Origin of the sequence: Pseudomonas costantinii (genome assembly GCF_001870435.1) — a bacterium.
Taxonomy (GTDB): domain Bacteria; phylum Pseudomonadota; class Gammaproteobacteria; order Pseudomonadales; family Pseudomonadaceae; genus Aquipseudomonas; species Aquipseudomonas costantinii.
Genome location: NZ_MDDR01000052.1, coordinates 15,438 through 32,478, shown reverse-complemented (window position 1 = coordinate 32,478; position 17,041 = coordinate 15,438). Strand labels below are relative to the sequence as shown.

Here is a 17,041-nt window from a genome sequence, read left to right as displayed (position 1 = left end):
GTTCCTGGAAGGTATTGCTCCAGCTTAGGGTGAGAAACGCTTGATGATTAGTCGTTAAAAAGCGCGCGGTCTTGTGAGTTGAATTCAGTAGTTGGAGGGCTAGGAGCACGTTCGCAAGTTGCAGTGCTGGACGATCGCAAAGGTTTCTTGGAGCACTGGCTATTAACCGGCCAGGGTGTTGCTTCTAAGCTGGATTCATTGATTTGAACCAGCAACAGAAGGGCATGAACATGAAAAAGCTGCATAAGAAAATCGCGTTGGTCACCGGCGCCTCCAAGGGCATTGGTGCGGCAATCGCCAAGCAATTGGCCAAGGATGGCGCGACTGTCATCGTCAATTATGCCAGTAGTCGCGAAGACGCCGACCGAGTAGTCGCCGAGATCTTGCAGACCGGCGCAAGGGCCTATGCGGTACAGGCCGATGTATCCAAACGCGTCGACGTCAATGCGTTGTTCAAGACGATCGCCCATGAGCATGGCCATCTCGATATTTTGGTGAACAATGCCGGTGTCTACGCAACGGGCCCATTGGCCGACATCACCGAACACGAGTTTCACCGTCAGTTCAACCTCAATGTCCTCGGGCTGATTCAATGTACCCAGGCAGCGGTTGAGGTGTTCAATCCTGAGGGGGGCAGCATCATCAATATCAGCTCTTGCGTCACCTCATTCACCCCCGCCAACTCTACGGTCTACACCGCCTCCAAGGGCGCAGTGGACGCCATCACCAAGACCCTCGCCAATGAGTTGGGGCCGAAAAAAATCCGTGTCAACTCAGTGAACCCAGGCCTGGTCGTGACCGAAGGTGTGCACGCGAGCGGTTTTTTTGAGGACGCGTTTCGCCAGGAAATTGAAGCGATTACGCCATTGGGCCGCATCGGCAGACCTGAGGACATCGCGCCTGCGGTTGCCTTCCTGGCTTCGGCAGATGCGGGGTGGATCACCGGCGAGATGCTCCTGATCAGCGGCGGCCTGCACTAACCCTGGTTGGCGTGCGAGCGTAAGTAATGGCGGGGCGATTGCAACATGACGCGCTTGAAGGCTGTACTGAAAGCACTCTCTGACTCGTAGCCTAACGAAAACGCGAGGGTGGACACCGAATCATCGGAGTGCTTCAAGCGATCACTGGCCAGCAACATGCGCCAGTACGTCAGGTATTCCATCGGCGCGGTGCCGACCACCTGCTTGAAGCGCAACGCGAACGCCGAGCGCGACATGTTTGCCCGCTGCGCCAGCGCCTGGACAGTCCAGCGATGAGACGGGTCGCCATGCATTGCGCTCAGGGCAAGGCTGAGGTTGCGATCGGCCAAGCCAAAAAACCAGCCGATGCCACTGCTATCCAGTGTCGCCAGATGGGCGCGGAGCACTTCGACCAACATGATGTGCGCCAGGTGTTCATTCATCAGCGATCGACCGGGGCGCTGTTGGTGCAGTTCCGAGGTAAACCGCTCCAAGGCCCAACGCAGGATCGAGGCCTGGGGATCATTGCCTTGCACATGCACCAGCGAGGGCAGGCTACTGAGCAGTAACTGGGTGGGCACACCACTGAAGTCAAAGCGACCACCGACCAACTGAATGTCATCGCCGCCATAACGCAGGTCAAGTTCGTCCACTGCAAGGGTTTGAAAGTGGCCGTCCGAATTCATGACCGGCTGGGACATATCGCTGTAGAGCGTGAAAGGCATGCCTCGCGTCATGAGGAAACAGTCGCCCTGATGAAGTTGCTGGGGCTGCAGTTCGCCCTCTACGTGCAGCCAGCAAGTGCCTTTGACAACGGCGGTGAATTTGATGCCTTCGCGCTCAGGGAAGTTAAACGCCCAATCGCCGCCCAACGTGAGCGTGGCGGAGTGGTAATTACGAATTCTCAACAATGACAGGACGTCGGACAGAGGGTCCATGTACCACCTTTTTTGGACGAATAAAAAAGTAATCGGAATTTTATAACAGAGTTAATCCAATTTTTGACTTTAAACATGAGGTTTAGCATGCAAATTAATTTTGATAAAACCTATGGCCCGCTGATCAATGGCGTGTTTGAAACGGACAATAAAGAGCGCTTGTTTGCCGCAGTGGACCCTGCAACGGGGAAGCCTCTGGCCCAGATCCGTTACTGCGAGGCAGCGGATGTCGATCGCGCGGTAAGGGCCGCCCATAAAGCCTTCCCAGCATGGCGAGCGCTGGGCCAACAAATGCGCGCACGCTTGGTTAATCTTCTGGCGGATGAAATCGAGGCACACAGCGAGCGTCTTGCCATGATCGATGCCCATGACGTGGGCCGTTGCATCAGCGAAGTGCGCAAGGACTACCTGACGGCTGTTCGTCACTACCGGTATTTCGCCTCGGTGATCATGGCGCATGAAGACACCGGCCGCGAAATTGAGGGTGGTTATTCCATCGCCAAGCGTGAGCCGCTGGGGGTTTGCGGGCAAATAATTCCGTGGAATGCACCGGCGATCATGGCGGCGTTCAAGCTTGCGCCGGCGTTGGTGGCGGGGAACACCGTGGTGTTGAAGCCCGATGAAAATGCTTCCTTGTCGACGCTCGAGCTGGGCAAGTTGATTAACCGGATTTTCCCCGCCGGTGTCGTGAACATGGTGACGGGGCAGGGGGACGTCGTGGGTGCTGCGTTGAGTGAACATCCCCTGGTGAGAAAACTGTCGTTCACCGGCAGCACTGAAGTGGGCCGGATCGTTGCCGGTGTTGCTGCCAGGCGGCTTGTGCCGTCGACCCTTGAGCTGGGCGGCAAGAGCGCCAACATCGTGTTTCCTGATATCGAAGACATTGATGCGGTGGTCGACAACGCCACATTTGCCGCTATTCACAACAATGGCCAATCCTGCCTGGCCGGTACGCGCTTGTTTGTCCATGCAGACATCGCCGCAGTGTTCCGGGAAAAATTGATTGCCTCGTTCAAGCGCATAAAAGTCGGTTCTCCCCTGGCAGAGGATTCTCGTGTGAGCTGCCTGGTCAGCGCCCACCAGGGCGAGCGTGTGCTCGATTACATCAACCTGGGGATACAAGAAGGTGCCGAGCTGCTGGCCGGTGGCGGCCGAGAAAACATACTGGGCTGCGAGCAGGGTTACTTCATTCAGCCGACCTTGTTATTGGCCCGCAATGACATGCGAATCTGCCAGGAAGAGATTTTCGGACCGGTGCTGTCGCTTATCGTGTGGGACGATTATGAATCCATGATCGCCCAGGCCAATGACAGCGCATATGGGCTGGCCTCAGGGATTTACACCAGCAACCTCAAGCATGCCATGCAAACGGCCACCCGGCTGGAAGCAGGCTCGGTGTGGATCAATCGGTATTCGAATATCACCGATGGCACCGCGTTCGGAGGGTATAAAGATAGTGGGATAGGCAGGGAGTTCTGCCGGGAAACCCTGAATGCTTACACCCAAGTGAAGACCATTACGGTTCAGGCACACGTTCCAACTGTTTGGTTCTCACCGCTCTAATAAGCTCCGCGCGCAAGTTGCACGCGCCTGTTCTGAAGGTGGAACAGGCGCAAACCTGAGGTGCTACAACGATCGGGGCGAAGGCTCAACCAGGCAGTCGGGCCCTGGCGGCAAGCAGCATCAATACGGCACCGATTCCCAGAAACAGGCTCAAGGCGATGAGCACGCTGTGAGCGATGCCCATCGAATCCACCAACCTCCCCAAGGGAATGGGGACCGCATTGAACAGGTAGACCGTCGTATAGAAATACGCCACCAACTTGGCATGGCAATGCGTTGGCGCGAGCTGATTGATCAGTCTCGCGCTGCCCACAAAGATGGCTCCGTAGGCGTAACCGCCAACGGCCAGGCCTGTGGCGGCGAGGATCAGTGAGTGTGTGCTGAAGGCTGCGAGCAGGAGCACAAAGGCTGCGCATTGGGCGAGCAACCCCGAGCGCAACGCGTACAGTGCATCGAGCCGTCGGCAGAACAGTTGGCTGGCGCCGGCGATCAACAGGTATACCGCCATGCAATAGCCGAACACCCCACGATCACTCAGGCCCAATTGCTGCTCGGCAGCACCAGGGCCGATGACGAATACACAGGCAGCAAACGACCAACTGAACAGTACTGACCACGCACACAGGTGGAACAGGCGCCCAATACCGTGCAGGCCTTCGCGCAGTGATGACTGCTCGCGAGGGTGGTTGGCGTCAGGCAGTACAGGCTCACGGGGCCACACTATTAACGCGCCGACGGCGGCGGTTACGACCAACGCCATGATCACCCAGAACGGCAAGCGCGCCGGGTGAAGGTTCAGTTGCAATGCAATACCGCTGAGGACCGGGCCGAGTGCAAGCCCGGTCACCATTGCCAGTGTGGCCAGCGTCGCCGCCAGCTTGCCATTGTCGCGGGGACCGAACCTGACCAACGTCACGTTGACGCTGGTGGTCATGATCCCCGCGCCAAGCCCTGCAATCATTCGAGCGACGCAGAGTGACCACAAGGCGTCACCCTGTGAGCACAACCAGGCGCCGAGGAGCACCAGGAATATCGCGGGCAGCAGCAGATAGCGCTGCTCCTTGATACGACCCGCGATACCGGCCAGGGTGATCAGCGCTACCAATACCCCAACGCCGTACGCGCCGAATATGAACGTCAAGTCCACCGCGCTCAGTTGCAGGTGTTCTTTGTACAAGGGGTACAGCGGAGTCGGTGCACTGCTGTTCATCAGTGCGGCGGTCAATGACATCGCGAGAAAAAACAACAGGCTTTTTGAACGGCGTTTGGTGATATCGACGGACATGCAGCTCCCTGCCCAGCGCTCAGGGCTTTTGTCGAGTGAGTGTTTTAAGGCGGATGTTGGAGGCGTTACACGGGCTTGGCCCGCTGCTCAATGATACCGACAGGTGCGATCGCCACCATGCCTGAAACCCCATGCTTCATTGGCTATCGTCCAAACCACGGCCTGCCCGACGCTCGGAGGCTACCTCGACCGCCATGCTTCATTCGATTGAGTGATTGGCTGACACAAGATTGATCTCGATCAGTCTGCCTGCCTGACACAGCCTCTACCCTTGCGCTTCCATCAAAGGTCAGGAGGGCTCAAGGAGAGCCTCCTGTCGCGCATTCTCAAGGAAGAGTCAGTCATGCGGTCATTGAAGATCATGTTGTTGTCATCGGCGTTTAACGGTTTGACCCAACGGGCCTGGTTGGACTTACGCCAAGCGGGCCACGCGCCCAGCGTGGTGCTGTTCACTGATGAAGCCACAGTCTGTAGTCAGATCGAGGAGTCGGCGGCCGACCTGGTGATCTGCCCATTTCTAAAGGATCGCGTGCCGCAGCAGCTGTGGAGCAATCCGGATCGCCCGGTGGTGATCATTCATCCGGGTATCGTCGGCGACCGTGGTGCCAGCGCGCTGGACTGGGCTATCACCCAGCAGGTCAGCCGATGGGGCGTCACGGCCTTGCAGGCGGTAGAGGAAATGGACGCGGGGCCGATCTGGTCGACCTGTGAGTTCGACATGCCTGCCGATGTGCGCAAATCCGAGTTGTACAACGGCCCGGTGAGTGACGCTGCGCTCTATTGCATCCGCGATGTGATAGAAAAATTCGTCCGCGGTTTCATCCCTACGCCGCTCGACTACACGCAACCCAACGTCATTGGGCGTTTACAACCGAACATGAAGCAATCTGACCGAGTCTTCGGTTGGTACGATTGCGCGCGCTTCATCAAACGCACCATCGACGCCGCCGATGGCCAACCGGGTGTGTTGGCGAGCCTCGCCGGCGGGCAGTATTACCTGTACGACGCACAACTGGATTCACGCTGCGGCACGCCAGGAGAAATCCTTGCGGTACAGGATGACGCGGTGCTGGTTGCGGCGGGTGATCAGAGCGTGTGGATCGGGTCGCTCAAACGCAAAGCCCAGCCGGGGGAGGAGACCTTCAAGTTACCGGCGCGTCACGTTCTGGCGGGGAGACTGGCCGACATCCCAGTGCTGGATGGCTCGATCGCCAACCAAGCCTTCAATGAGGCAGCCTATCAACCGATTCGCTATCGCGAATCCGGTCACGTCGGCGAACTGACCTTCGAGTTCTACAACGGTGCCATGAGTACCGAACAGTGCCAACGGCTGGTCGCTGCGTTGCGCTGGGCCAAGACGCGAGACACCCAAGTGTTGTTGATCAAGGGGGGGCGCGGGAGTTTTTCCAATGGTGTGCACCTCAACGTCATTCAGGCCGCTGAAGTACCGGGGCTGGAAGCCTGGGCCAATATTCAGGCCATCGACGATGTCTGCCAGGAACTGTTGACGGCTCGGCAACTGGTGGTCAGCGGCCTGACGGGCAGCGCCGGAGCCGGCGGTGTGATGCTGGCGCTGGCGGCCGACATCGTATTCGCCCGGGCGGGCGTTGTACTCAATCCCCATTACAAAACCATGGGCTTGTATGGCTCCGAATACTGGACCTACAGCCTGCCCCGCGCCGTCGGCAGTGAAATGGCCCACAAACTCACCGAAGAATGCCTGCCGATCAGCGCCATTCAAGCCCGGCAATGGGGGATGGTTCAGGACATCGGGCCGCACTGCCCACGCGAATTCGGCCCATGGTTGCTGCAGCAGGCCAGTAGGGCGTTGACCGATGAGCAATACGCCGTGTATCGCACACGCAAGGCAACGATCGACTTTAAACAGGTTGAACACTGCCGTGAAAACGAGCTGGTGCAGATGCAGTTGGACATGGTCCACAACCGCCAGCAGTTCGCCGAGAAGTGCCGCAACTTTGTATTAAAGCGCAAAGCCTGCCAGACCCCACAGCGCTTGATGGCGCCATGGGCGTTGGCACTCGACACTGCATGGGTGGATTGATAGGGGCAGGCGGTACGCCTTGAGTGATCGTTCCCGCGCTCACTTAGATGAGTGGCGATAGATACTGAAATGGGCGGTGCGCTGTCACGGTTGCAGCGCACTGCGTTGGAGTGTCCGCAAGAACACTCCAGAGCGGTCCCGAGCAGATTTTTCAGGGACTGTCCGGATCCCCAAAGAACACTTTGGCCTGAGCTGTCAGGTTCGATACCACACCATTTTTCCCAAAAACTTGCCGGTCCAGAGGCTTATTAGCCATGTCATCAGGCGTTTTCATTGTAAAATATTTTATTGACTAAAATAATTAATAAATGTAATTGTTTTCCTGCATCTGCTACCACGCAGAGTCATTTTCAGGATCACACAGATGAGCCAGAACGCCGTCCCTTTACTCGCAAGGCTTTACGTAGAGGCCAATGAATCTCTCCAGGCCGAACAGGCCGCCCCGCGTTTGATGCAGGGTTTTCCCGCCGCGCCGGAGCAGCGCGTGACCTGGGAAAACTGGATGCGCCCGCCGTTCAACCGCTGGGGGTTTCGCCACCTGGCACGGCTGCGGCCGTCCATCGACGTGCAGGCCGGGGTGCGTCCAGTGACCGGCCTGGGTGAGGCCCCGCAGGCGTTGGATGAACTGCATTTCGCCAGTCAGTGCGGTCTCAGCGTCAGCGTGATCGACCATTTGATGGCCAGCCACACCGATGGTTTCCTGGTGATGCAGGGTGATCAGGTACTGTTCGAGCGCTATTTCAACGGCCAGGGGCCCGATGACCGGCACATCATGTTTTCAGTGACGAAGTCGCTGATCGGCATCCTGGGTGAACAACTGATCAGTGACGGTCTGCTCGACCCATCACGCAAGGCCAATACCTATGTGCCTGAACTGACCGGCAGTGCCTTTGGTGATGCCAGCGTGCGGCAATTGTTCGACATGGCCGTGGGCATCGACTACAGCGAGGTATACGACGATCCGGCCTCCGAGAGTTCGCAGTACGGTTATGCCTGCGGCTTTTCGCCGACACCGGTGCAATACGCCGAGTTCGAGTCCCTCTACCAATACCTGCCTTCATTGCGCAAGCGCGGCGAACATGGCGGTTTTTTCCACTATGTGACGGCTACCACCGAGGCGCTGGCCTGGGTCATGGAGCGGGCGTCGGGCACTTGCTGCGCACAGTTGCTACAGCGCATCTGGCTTCAGTTGGGCTGTGAGCGCGACGGCTATTTCATGGCTGATCCTTGGGGGCGCAGCGTCGCAGGTGCGGGCTTCAACGCAACCTTGCGGGACATGGCGCGCTTTGGCCGGCTGTTGGCCAACGATGGGTACCAAGACGGTGTGCAAGTGGTCTGCGCCGACGCAATCGCCCGTGTTGCCGGCGGGGCGAACCCGGAGATTTATGCCGCCAACGCCGAGTTTTCCGAGTGGACCCCAGGCGCTTCCTACCGCAGTCAGTGGTACGTATTCAACGACCACAGCCAGGCGCTCATGGCGGGTGGCATCCATGGCCAATACCTGTTCGTCGACAAGGTGTCCAAGGTGGTGATCGTCAAGCAGTCATCGCTGCCGGATGCCGTCGGCCCCTTCGATGCCGATAGCGTGCGCATGTTACGGGCGATTGCCGCCCACCTGAGCCACTGAGCACATTTCTAACAAAAACAACCCAGTGTTTGGACTCCACCTGGCTTGCCCAGGTGTTGGTGACGCGTTGCGTCGCCTCAACTGCCCTGTAACAACAATAATTACACAGGAGCTTCACTATGTTTCCCATGATGCGTTTCACCCGCGCGTTGTTGGCGGTCAGTATTCCCTTGAGCGCCCAGGTCGCAATGGCGGGCTACACCTTCGAGGATGGCAACCTCAAGGGCGAGGTCAACCTGACGGCTGGCGGTGCGACCATTTCCACGCGCAACGTCAATTTCGGCAGCGGCCGGGTCGACCAGCGCAACGGCAAGAATGGCGGCAGCAAGATCAACTGGCAGGAGTTCTACGTCAAACCGGGGATCAAACTGGATTACGCCTTGACCCCCGACTTCAGCGTGTTGGCCGGTGCATCGGTGGTGGGCGCCAGCACCTTCGGCGACGGCGATGCCGGCGGCTTCACTCGCAGCTCCGACGGTAAGGTGGCCAGCGAAGAGATGTTTGTTGGTGTGCGTGTCGGAGAGTGGAAGTTGACGGCCGGTCGACAGAACTACATGGTCGGCACGGGCTTCATCGTCATGGATGGCAACCTTGACCAATTCAAGGACGGTGCCTATTGGCTCGGCCCGCGTACAGCCTTCAGGGATTCGGCGATTCTGGCCTGGGACCATGGCGCGTTGAAGAGCCAGGCCTTCACTTTGCGCACCGATGACGACCTGGGCGACTTCCGCATGACCGGCGTCAACTTCGACTATGACCTGGATGGTCAGGCAACGCTCGGCGCGATGGCGTTCAGGGTCAACGCCCTGGGTCCCAGGGGCAGTACGCTGCCACGGCGTCGCGACGGGATGCAGGTCTATAACCTGCGCGCGCTGAATGCCAAGGTGCCGGGTGTTGCAGCGCTGACCCTGAATGGCGAGTACGCCGTGGAGCGCGGCAGTGGTGAGGGTGTCGACTATGCAGCCAACGCTTGGTACGCCCAGGCTGATTACGCCTTCGGCAACGTGCCCCTGACGCCGATCGTTGGCTATCGCTACGCGAGCTTTTCCGGTGACGACAACCTGACCGACAACCGGCAGAAGGCCTGGGACCCGCTGAGCAAAGGCTTTGTCGACTGGGGCACTTGGCTGGTGGGCGACGTGGTCGGTAACTACCTGCTGTTCAACAGCAACGAGAATGTCCAGCAGTTCTCGCTCAAGACGCACCTGAGCGAGACCTTGACCCTGGGGACGATCCACTATCAGTTCTGGTTGGACGAGAAGAACTACATGGGCGCCCCGGTCAGTGATCGGCGCTTTGCCGATGAAAGCGTTGTATTTCTCGACTGGACCCCGACACCGTCCTTCTATACCTCGCTGTCCTACAACTGGGTCAAGCCCATGGCGGCGGCCAAACAAGTCTTCGGCGATGACCGGAACTTCAGTGCCCTGGAACTCTACTTCACCTACCGTTATTGAGCGCCGCGAGCCATCGCGGCCGCGCAGGAGTGTTTGAGCATGAACAAGTCTTTGCGTAATACCCTATTGGGCGTCGCCATCGCCTGGCTGTCCAGCGGCTGGTGCCTGGCCGAGGAGCGCACGGTGCGCATCTATAACTGGATCGAGTACCTGCCGGCCGAAGTCCTCAAGGGCTTTGAACAGGAGACCGGTATTCGCCCGATCTACGACGTGTTCGACAGCGTCGAGACCTTGCAGTCCAAGCTGCTGACCGGCAATTCCGGCTACGACGTCGTGTTTCCCAGCAGTTCCAACATCAGCCACCTGATCGCCGCCGGCGCCATCGAGCCGCTGGACCGTAGTCAATTACCGAACTGGCGCCACTTGGACCCGCAGTTCATGACCTCCCTGGAGGCGGTCGGCGACACCGGCAATCGTTACGCCGTGCCTTACCTGTGGGGCACCACGCTGATCGGGTACAACGTCGATAAGATCCAGAAAATCTTTGGCGCAGATGTGCAGATGAACACCTGGGACATGATTTTCAAGGAAGAGAACCTGAAAAAAATGGCCGGCTGCGGCGTCGGTTTTCTCGACGCGGGCAATGAGATCCTGCCCATCGCCTTGCACTACTTGGGCCTTGATCCCAACAGCCAGAAGCGTGAGGACTACACCCAGGCTCAGCAACTGATGCTGTCGATTCGTCCCGACATCACCTACTTCAACTCATCGCGCTACGGCATGGACCTGGCCAATGACGAGATTTGCGTGGCGGTCGGCTGGTCTGGAGGCATGGCGCTGGCCAAGCAACTGGCGGACGCGGCCGGCAAGGGCGTGAAGGTGGCCATGGCATTGCCCACGGAGGGCGCGCCGATGTGGTCGGATGTCATGGTGGTGCCGATCAATGCGCCGCATGCCGCAGAAGCCCACGCGTTTATCAATTACATTCTGCGCCCGGAAGTGATCGCGCTGATCAGCAACCGGATCGGTTACCCCAATCCCAACAAGGACTCAACCGAGCTGGTCAAGGCTGAGATTCGCAATAACCCCAACATGTACATTCCCGAAGCAGCGCGTAAAACCCTGTTTGCTCTGCAGCCGATGTCGGCGGCGATGGAGCGCATTCGTACCCGCACCTGGACCACGATCAAGACCAACCGCTGAGCCGTGCATGTGGCAGCGCGCTTAGGCGCGCATGCCCTGAAACAGCAAGGCCGTGATGCGTCGCACCTGGCTGGAATGGGACTCGATGTTCGGTGGCGTCTGGCTGACCAGCCGCAACAGTTGCAGGTGCGCATAATCGTTGAGCAAAAACGCCGCCAGGTCGACGTCCAGGTCGGCGCTCAGCTTGCCGGCCTGTTGCAGGTCGCGCAGCAGGCCGCTGATTTCGGCAAGTAGGGCGTTGTTCATGGCCCGGTAGCCTTCGGGCAACTCGCTCTCGCCGCCGAACAGGATCAGCGGCAACAGCTCACGCCACAGGCTGGGGTGCATGACTTCCAGCGCGTAGTCGGTGAGGAGCTTTTCCAGGTAGCAGAGGGCGTCAACCGGATCGTCCATGGCCGGGACCCGGCAACGGGTGTCCTGCAGTGCGCGCCGGTCAGCCTCATGGAGGATTTCCAGGATGATTTCCTGCTTGTTGCCGAAGTACTTGAACACCGTGGGCGCCGAAACGCCCGCCTGGTTGGCGATCTGTTCGATGGTGGTGTTCTGGAAACCCTGGCGTTCGAACAGTTCGATCGCCGCTTTACTGATGGCTTGGCGTCGTTCGAGCCTTTGCCGTTCACGCAGTCCGCTCACGGGAAATCCTTGACAGGTAATAGAGGTGGGCGCAGCAGCCCCCAAGCAGTCTTGCAAAATACTTTATGGGGTAAAAAGTTTAAAGCACTCATTTCTGTAGTGAGGCAGCGATCGATTATCGTCGGCACTAGCCGTTTTCGGCGCGCCTTGCTCGCAGGTGTATGCACACCTTGGTTCGCGTCGGCGGAGTGGGGGGCGCCAGCAGTTGGGAGAGACTACTGACATAGGCGCTGGTGTATTTCGATGTGCTGACGGGCGCCAGCAAGGCGCTTTCGATCCTGCTGTGCTCGATCATTCCCATTTGTAGGCTGCTGGAAAAAACATGAGTTGGTGACCGGAGTTCTCGGCGTGATCAATGGTTATTTGGGCAGCCGTGACGTTGCTCGCAGCGTTGTCTCAGGCTTACCCTGCGGCGCTCACGGTGGGGCGTCCGCCAACTTCAGATTGGCGGCGATGTAGAACCCCAGGATCGTGCGTTTTTTCTCTTCATGCTCACAGGGTACTAGCGCAGTGTTGGGTAGTTGCGCGGTGTCCAGTGCAGACTTGACCAGCATTCTCTTGCCCCCCGAGCGCAGGCGCACATATTGCCCGGGCTCGAAGGTGCTCATGGGCGCGTCTCGGCAACAGCCAGGCGGGTCGGTTCTCCCCATGCGCCACCCAAGGCGGTGTATAGATTGACCTCGGCAATCAACTGCGCCAAGCGGTCAGTGATCAGCGCCTGTTGTGAGGAGAACAAGGAGCGTTGCGCATCGAGGAAGACTAGGTTGCTGTCCACTCCGACGCGATAGCGGTTTTGCGCGAGGTTGTAATAGATCTGATTCGCCTGGACCAAGTCGCGTTGCGCGCTCAGTTGGTTGTCATAGGTCTGGCGTGCCGCCAATCCATCGGACACTTCCTGGAACGCCGTCTGAATGGCTTTTTCATACTGGGCGACACTGATGTCTTTTTGCAACTTGGAATAGTCGAGGCTCGAGCGCAGGCTGCCGGCATTGAAGATCGGCAGGTTGATCTGGGGTTGGAACGTCCAACTGCCCGAGCCACCCTTGAACAGGCTGGATAGCTGGGAGCTGGACGCGCCCGCATTCGCAGTCAGGCTGACACTGGGGAAGAATGCGGCACGGGCGGCGCCGATATTGGCGTTGGCGGATTTGAGCTGGTACTCGGCCTGGAGAATGTCGGGACGACGCTGCAGCAGGTCCGATGGCAGGCCGGAAGGCACTTGGGCGATCAGGTTGCTGGCCAGCGGCCGAGCCGGCAGGAGTTCCGGTAGCGCGGTGCCAACCAACAGCGTCAGGCTGTTGCGGTCCTGCGCCACTTGGCGCTCATAGCGGGCCAGGTTGGTGCGGGCGCTCTCGACACTGGTTTGCGCCTGTGCGGCCTCCAACGAAGACGCGGCGCCCGCATCCAGGCTGCGCGTGGTCAGGCGCAGGCTTTCCTCGTAGGAGGTCAGCGTCTGGCGCGTCAACACGAGTAGCTCCTGGTCGGCGCGCCAGGTCAGGTAGGCATTGGCGACGCTGGCCACTAGGCTCAGTTCCGCGCTGCGGCGTGCTTGCTCGGTGGACAGATAAGCCTGCATCGCCTGCTCGCTGAGGCTGCGGATGCGGCCGAAGAAATCCAGTTCATACGAACTGATTCCCAGCGTCGCAGAATAGGTGGAGGTGATCGCCGACTTGCCGGTCTGGGTAATACTCGCCGGGACACGCTGGCGGGTGCCGCCGCCGCTCGCGGAAATGGCCGGGAACAGGTCGGCACGCTGGATCTGGTACTGTGCGCGGAAAGCCTCGACATTCAAGGCGGCGACACGCAGGTCGCGGTTTTGAGTCAGGGCGGTCTGAATCAGTTGCTGTAAGGACGGGTCGTGAAACAGTGTGCGCCACCCCTGGCTGGCAGCGTCTTCACTGACCGTTCCAGCGGCAGCGGCATACGCCGGGCCTTGTGGGTACTGTATCGCCACCGGTGCTGCGGGTTGGTGGTAATCGGGGATGAGCGAGCATCCGCCCAGCGCCACGGCAACCGTCACCAGGGAGAAAGCAAACTTGTTCATTGGCCAGCCTCATTTGAAAGGGAGCACGGGTTACAGCGCAGTAACCCGTTTCTTGAGTTCTGCTAGGCGCCGACCATCCATTTGGTCAATCCATGTCGGCCGCTGACCCCAAGCTTTGCGGTTGCACGCTTGAGGTAGGTTTCGATAGAGCTATTTTTCAGGCGCAACTTTTCCGCTATTTCCGGCACCGTTCCGCCATTTAGTAAACCCAGGCAAACTTCCTGTTCGCGGGTCGACAAGGTGATGTCGCATAGCGTCAGGCGTTTGTGAAATTCGCGGTGAATTTGCGTCGGCTCCTGGTTGGTGACCAGGGCCGCCATCCAGCTGCCCATTTTTCGCAGCGTGTTCTGGCGACTGAACTGGGCATAACTTTCAATCAGCGGTAGCAAGGCATCGGAGAGATTTTTGAGCAGCGACAGTTCGCTCAGAGAGAAGTCCCTCTGAGTGTGCGACCGATACAAGGTCACGACACAGCGTCGGCTGCCGTCACGCGACACCAGCGTGCACTGGTGCGCGGCGCGGCGCGACACCTTGCTGGCCCCTTTAGTACGCGTGTTCATGCGGATCAGCAGCGAGCCCTCCATCTCCAGCACCTCCTGGAGCAGCGCAGGGGTGTCGGTGGGACTGCTAGCGTTGGGCGCGGGGATGTCGGCAGGATCGCCGGCATTGCCCAAAGCCTTGATATCGGTCAGGTGGGTGTTTGACTTATCGAGTGTCCATTCGCTGAGCGTCAATGCCGTGACCGGCAAGAGCTTGTCGATCAGCTTGAGCATGTTGAGTGCGAAATGATCCTGGTCAGTACTGGAGATCAACTCGCCGAGTATGAAATAGAAGTGTGGGCTGTCCGCATTTCGAATACTGCTGGTCAGATCCATAGTCCAATCATCCTTGATCGCGATGTTTTTATAAGTAGTGGGTGAGCGATCGGCGCAGTCATCGTTCACTCCTGAAGGGTTCGTCTCGGGTCCGTATTAGGCCCATTCATTCTGCGGCGGTCTGTAATAGAAAGCGGGGACATTCAGGTCGCATCCGCTTCTCCCTCGCGGATTTGCCTCGGCCAACGTTTTGTACAGGCTTTCGGGGACAGCCGAATCGTAGGCAATCCGTACACTTGGCGGCTCCGGCACCCTGGCCAGTAGCAGCGGTTTGCCTGACGGGCCATGCCCGGTCTTGAGTGTATTTGAGGAGTTAATCCATGAATAAAGAGCATGAGAAGCCGCCCAAGCCGGGCTCGGTCTTGCGTCTGCTTTGGCAAAATCATCCCTGGCTGGCCTTCTTTTCAGTGGTCACCGGCATCGTCAGCGGCGTGGCGGCGATCGCAGTGGTCAACGTGATCAACCTGGCGATTTACGAGCAGGGATCGCGGTTGCACTTGCTGTATTGGTTTGTCGGTTTGAGTGTGGTGGCGCTGGCGTTTCGCAACGGCGCGACCTTGTTCCCCGCGTACGCCAACATGAAATTGATGACGCGCTTGCGCATTGCGTTGTGCCAGAAAATTCTCTCTTCGCCCCTCGAAGAAGTGGATCGGCGCGGCCCGCCCAATGTGCTGACGCTGTTGACCACCGACATTCCGCAGCTCAATGCGACGCTGCTGGTTATGCCGGTGATGCTGGTGGAGTCCACAGTGTTCATGTGTGGCCTGGCTTACCTGGCTTACCTGTCGTGGACGGTGTTTGCCTTGACCCTGGCGCTGCTGGCAGTGGGGGCGATGCTGTACATCTTCCTGTTCCTCGGCGGCGTGAAGTTCACTGGCCGCGTGCGTGATGAGTTCACGGCCTTCAACGAACACACACACGGCCTGGTCTTCGGTCTCAAGGAATTGAAGCTCAACGGTATTCGCCGACGCTGGTTTGGCCGCTCTGCAATCAAGGAGTCGTCCACGCGGGTGGCACGTTTCAATTTCATCGAGCATATGTGGTACCTCGGCGCTGAAAACATGGGGCTGGTCACCCAATCGCTGCTGATCGGCAGCCTGGTGTTCGCCTTGCCGTTGCTGATGGTGACCGACAGTCAGGTGATGACCGCCAGCGTGTTGACGGTGATGTATATCCTGGGGCCGTTGGGGTTGTTGATCGGCGCGATGCCGGTCATGGCGCAGGGGCGGATTGCGATCAATCGTCTCGCCGAGTTTGGTTTCCTGATCAACGAGCACCATGCTGAACAGGACGAGCCGGATAACACCAATGTCCTGCGCCTGGAGCACAAGAAACACTGGCGCCAGATCGCGCTCAAAGGTGTGGTGATGAACTATCGCGGCGCAGATGCCGAGAACGGTTTTGCTCTGGGGCCGGTCGACCTGACCATCAACAGCGGTGAGTTGATCTACATTATTGGCGGCAACGGCTGCGGAAAAAGTACCCTGGTCAAGGCGCTGTGCGGGTTGTACGTACCCCAGGCCGGGCAGGTATTGCTCGATGGGGTCGCCGTCAACGATGAGACCCGCAGTGATTACCGTGACCTGTTTTCCGCGGTGTTCAGCGACTTCCATCTATTCAACCGACTGATCGGTCCTGAAGGTGAGGAGGTCAATCCGGGTCTGGCGCAGAAGCACCTCACCGCCCTGGGTCTGGCCGACAAAGTCAAGATCGAAGGGCTTGGGTATTCCACCACCAAAGAGCTGTCCTATGGGCAACAAAAGCGCCTGGCCCTGGTGTGTGCCTACATGGAAGATCGCCCGGTGTATGTCCTTGATGAGTGGGCGGCGGATCAGGATCCGCCGTTCAAGCGCTTCTTCTACGAAGAGCTGCTGCCGGAGCTGAAACGTCGCGGCAAGACCGTATTGATCATTACTCATGATGATCAATACTTCCAATTGGCCGACCGTATCGTCAAGTTGGTCGATGGCCATATCGTCTCCGATGTAAGCCTTGTCGCCGAGGACCGCCGCGCCTAATCCAGGTGACGCCGACGCCCATCCCAAAACACGACGCCCATAGCTTTTAAAACTATGGGTTTCGTGTTTTTTTGTTTTAAAAAATCATTAAATATCAATTAGATAAATCAAAAATTGCAGAATGTTTCAATGTCCCGTGATTGTCCGGGATTCAGGTGACATACAGCCAAAAACGCCGATGCTTAAATTTGCCAATGCGCTTATCAGGTGACGCTGTGGGCGACTTTTTTATCCAGCGTACAAGGCCGTATAGGCACCTTGATTTGTCCGTTGGCTTGACGTTTTTAACGATTTATTGCCTCAACTTCCCTCGCTGCTGCGCTGTGACCCAGGTGGCACTGACAAAACTCTGAGAAGGCTTTTATGAAACGTTTTTCTGCAGTGGCCATGGGCGACCTTGTCGCGAAAAAAATCCTCTCAAACAACCTTGCCGTTGC

Annotated in this window: 13 protein-coding genes; 7 read left to right on the top strand and 6 right to left on the bottom strand. The window is 58.4% G+C overall.

What is annotated here, in order from left to right; genetic code table 11:
• Positions 1–230: 230 nt before the first annotated feature.
• A complete protein-coding gene (locus tag BFL40_RS27080) occupies positions 231–980 on the top strand; it encodes an SDR family NAD(P)-dependent oxidoreductase (RefSeq protein ID WP_071486917.1) in 750 nt (249 codons plus the stop codon).
• On the opposite strand, the gene BFL40_RS27075 is transcribed toward BFL40_RS27080, so the two are convergent.
• Positions 977–1,897, bottom strand: coding sequence for an AraC family transcriptional regulator (locus tag BFL40_RS27075; protein WP_071486810.1), 921 nt, complete (start codon positions 1,895–1,897; stop codon positions 977–979). The two genes, BFL40_RS27080 and BFL40_RS27075, sit on opposite strands and share 4 nt — an antisense overlap.
• Positions 1,898–1,960: 63 nt before the next feature.
• Here BFL40_RS27075 and BFL40_RS27070 point away from each other — a divergent pair, with 63 nt between their 5' ends.
• Positions 1,961–3,460 carry an aldehyde dehydrogenase family protein gene (locus tag BFL40_RS27070; RefSeq protein WP_235864770.1) on the top strand — a complete coding sequence of 500 codons (1,500 nt, stop codon included), beginning with the start codon at positions 1,961–1,963 and terminating at the stop codon, positions 3,458–3,460.
• An 85-nt stretch (positions 3,461–3,545) separates the two neighbouring features.
• On the opposite strand, the gene BFL40_RS27065 is transcribed toward BFL40_RS27070, so the two are convergent.
• Positions 3,546–4,745: an MFS transporter gene (locus tag BFL40_RS27065; protein WP_071486808.1), complete on the bottom strand. Its 1,200-nt coding sequence runs from the start codon at positions 4,743–4,745 to the stop codon at positions 3,546–3,548.
• A gap of 343 nt (positions 4,746–5,088) precedes the next feature.
• On the opposite strand from BFL40_RS27065, the gene BFL40_RS27060 reads away from it, so the two are divergent.
• The 4 genes from BFL40_RS27060 (at position 5,089) to BFL40_RS27045 (ending at position 11,034) form a co-directional block, all read left to right on the top strand.
• Positions 5,089–6,807 carry a hydrogenase maturation protein gene (locus BFL40_RS27060; protein ID WP_071486807.1) on the top strand — a complete coding sequence of 573 codons (1,719 nt, stop codon included), beginning with the start codon at positions 5,089–5,091 and terminating at the stop codon, positions 6,805–6,807.
• 364 nt (positions 6,808–7,171) lie between these two features.
• Positions 7,172–8,434 carry a serine hydrolase domain-containing protein gene (locus tag BFL40_RS27055; RefSeq protein WP_071486806.1) on the top strand — a complete coding sequence of 421 codons (1,263 nt, stop codon included), beginning with the start codon at positions 7,172–7,174 and terminating at the stop codon, positions 8,432–8,434.
• A 119-nt stretch (positions 8,435–8,553) separates the two neighbouring features.
• A complete protein-coding gene (locus BFL40_RS27050; RefSeq protein WP_071486805.1) occupies positions 8,554–9,891 on the top strand; it encodes an alginate export family protein in 1,338 nt (445 codons plus the stop codon).
• Between the two features lie 39 nt (positions 9,892–9,930).
• A complete protein-coding gene (locus tag BFL40_RS27045) occupies positions 9,931–11,034 on the top strand; it encodes a polyamine ABC transporter substrate-binding protein (RefSeq protein ID WP_071486804.1) in 1,104 nt (367 codons plus the stop codon).
• 21 nt (positions 11,035–11,055) lie between these two features.
• Here BFL40_RS27045 and BFL40_RS27040 read toward each other — a convergent pair whose 3' ends face one another.
• The 4 genes from BFL40_RS27040 to BFL40_RS27025 all read right to left on the bottom strand — a co-directional run bounded on the left by BFL40_RS27040 (position 11,056) and on the right by BFL40_RS27025 (position 14,586).
• Complete coding sequence (locus tag BFL40_RS27040; RefSeq protein ID WP_071486803.1) at positions 11,056–11,667, bottom strand: TetR/AcrR family transcriptional regulator; 612 nt, start codon at positions 11,665–11,667, stop codon at positions 11,056–11,058.
• Between the two features lie 416 nt (positions 11,668–12,083).
• On the bottom strand, positions 12,084–12,275 hold the full coding sequence (locus BFL40_RS27035) for a hypothetical protein (RefSeq protein ID WP_071486802.1): 192 nt from the start codon (positions 12,273–12,275) through the stop codon (positions 12,084–12,086).
• The gene (locus BFL40_RS27030) at positions 12,272–13,711 is read right to left on the bottom strand and encodes an efflux transporter outer membrane subunit (RefSeq protein ID WP_071486801.1); all 1,440 of its coding nucleotides are present in this window, start codon (positions 13,709–13,711) and stop codon (positions 12,272–12,274) included. Before BFL40_RS27030 ends, BFL40_RS27035 begins: the two co-directional genes overlap by 4 nt.
• 62 nt (positions 13,712–13,773) lie before the next feature.
• Entirely contained in the window at positions 13,774–14,586 is an 813-nt protein-coding gene (locus BFL40_RS27025) for a helix-turn-helix transcriptional regulator (RefSeq protein ID WP_071486800.1), read from the bottom strand.
• A gap of 320 nt (positions 14,587–14,906) precedes the next feature.
• On the opposite strand from BFL40_RS27025, the gene BFL40_RS27020 reads away from it, so the two are divergent.
• The gene (locus tag BFL40_RS27020) at positions 14,907–16,604 is read left to right on the top strand and encodes a cyclic peptide export ABC transporter (RefSeq protein WP_071486799.1); all 1,698 of its coding nucleotides are present in this window, start codon (positions 14,907–14,909) and stop codon (positions 16,602–16,604) included.
• Positions 16,605–17,041: the final 437 nt, after the last annotated feature.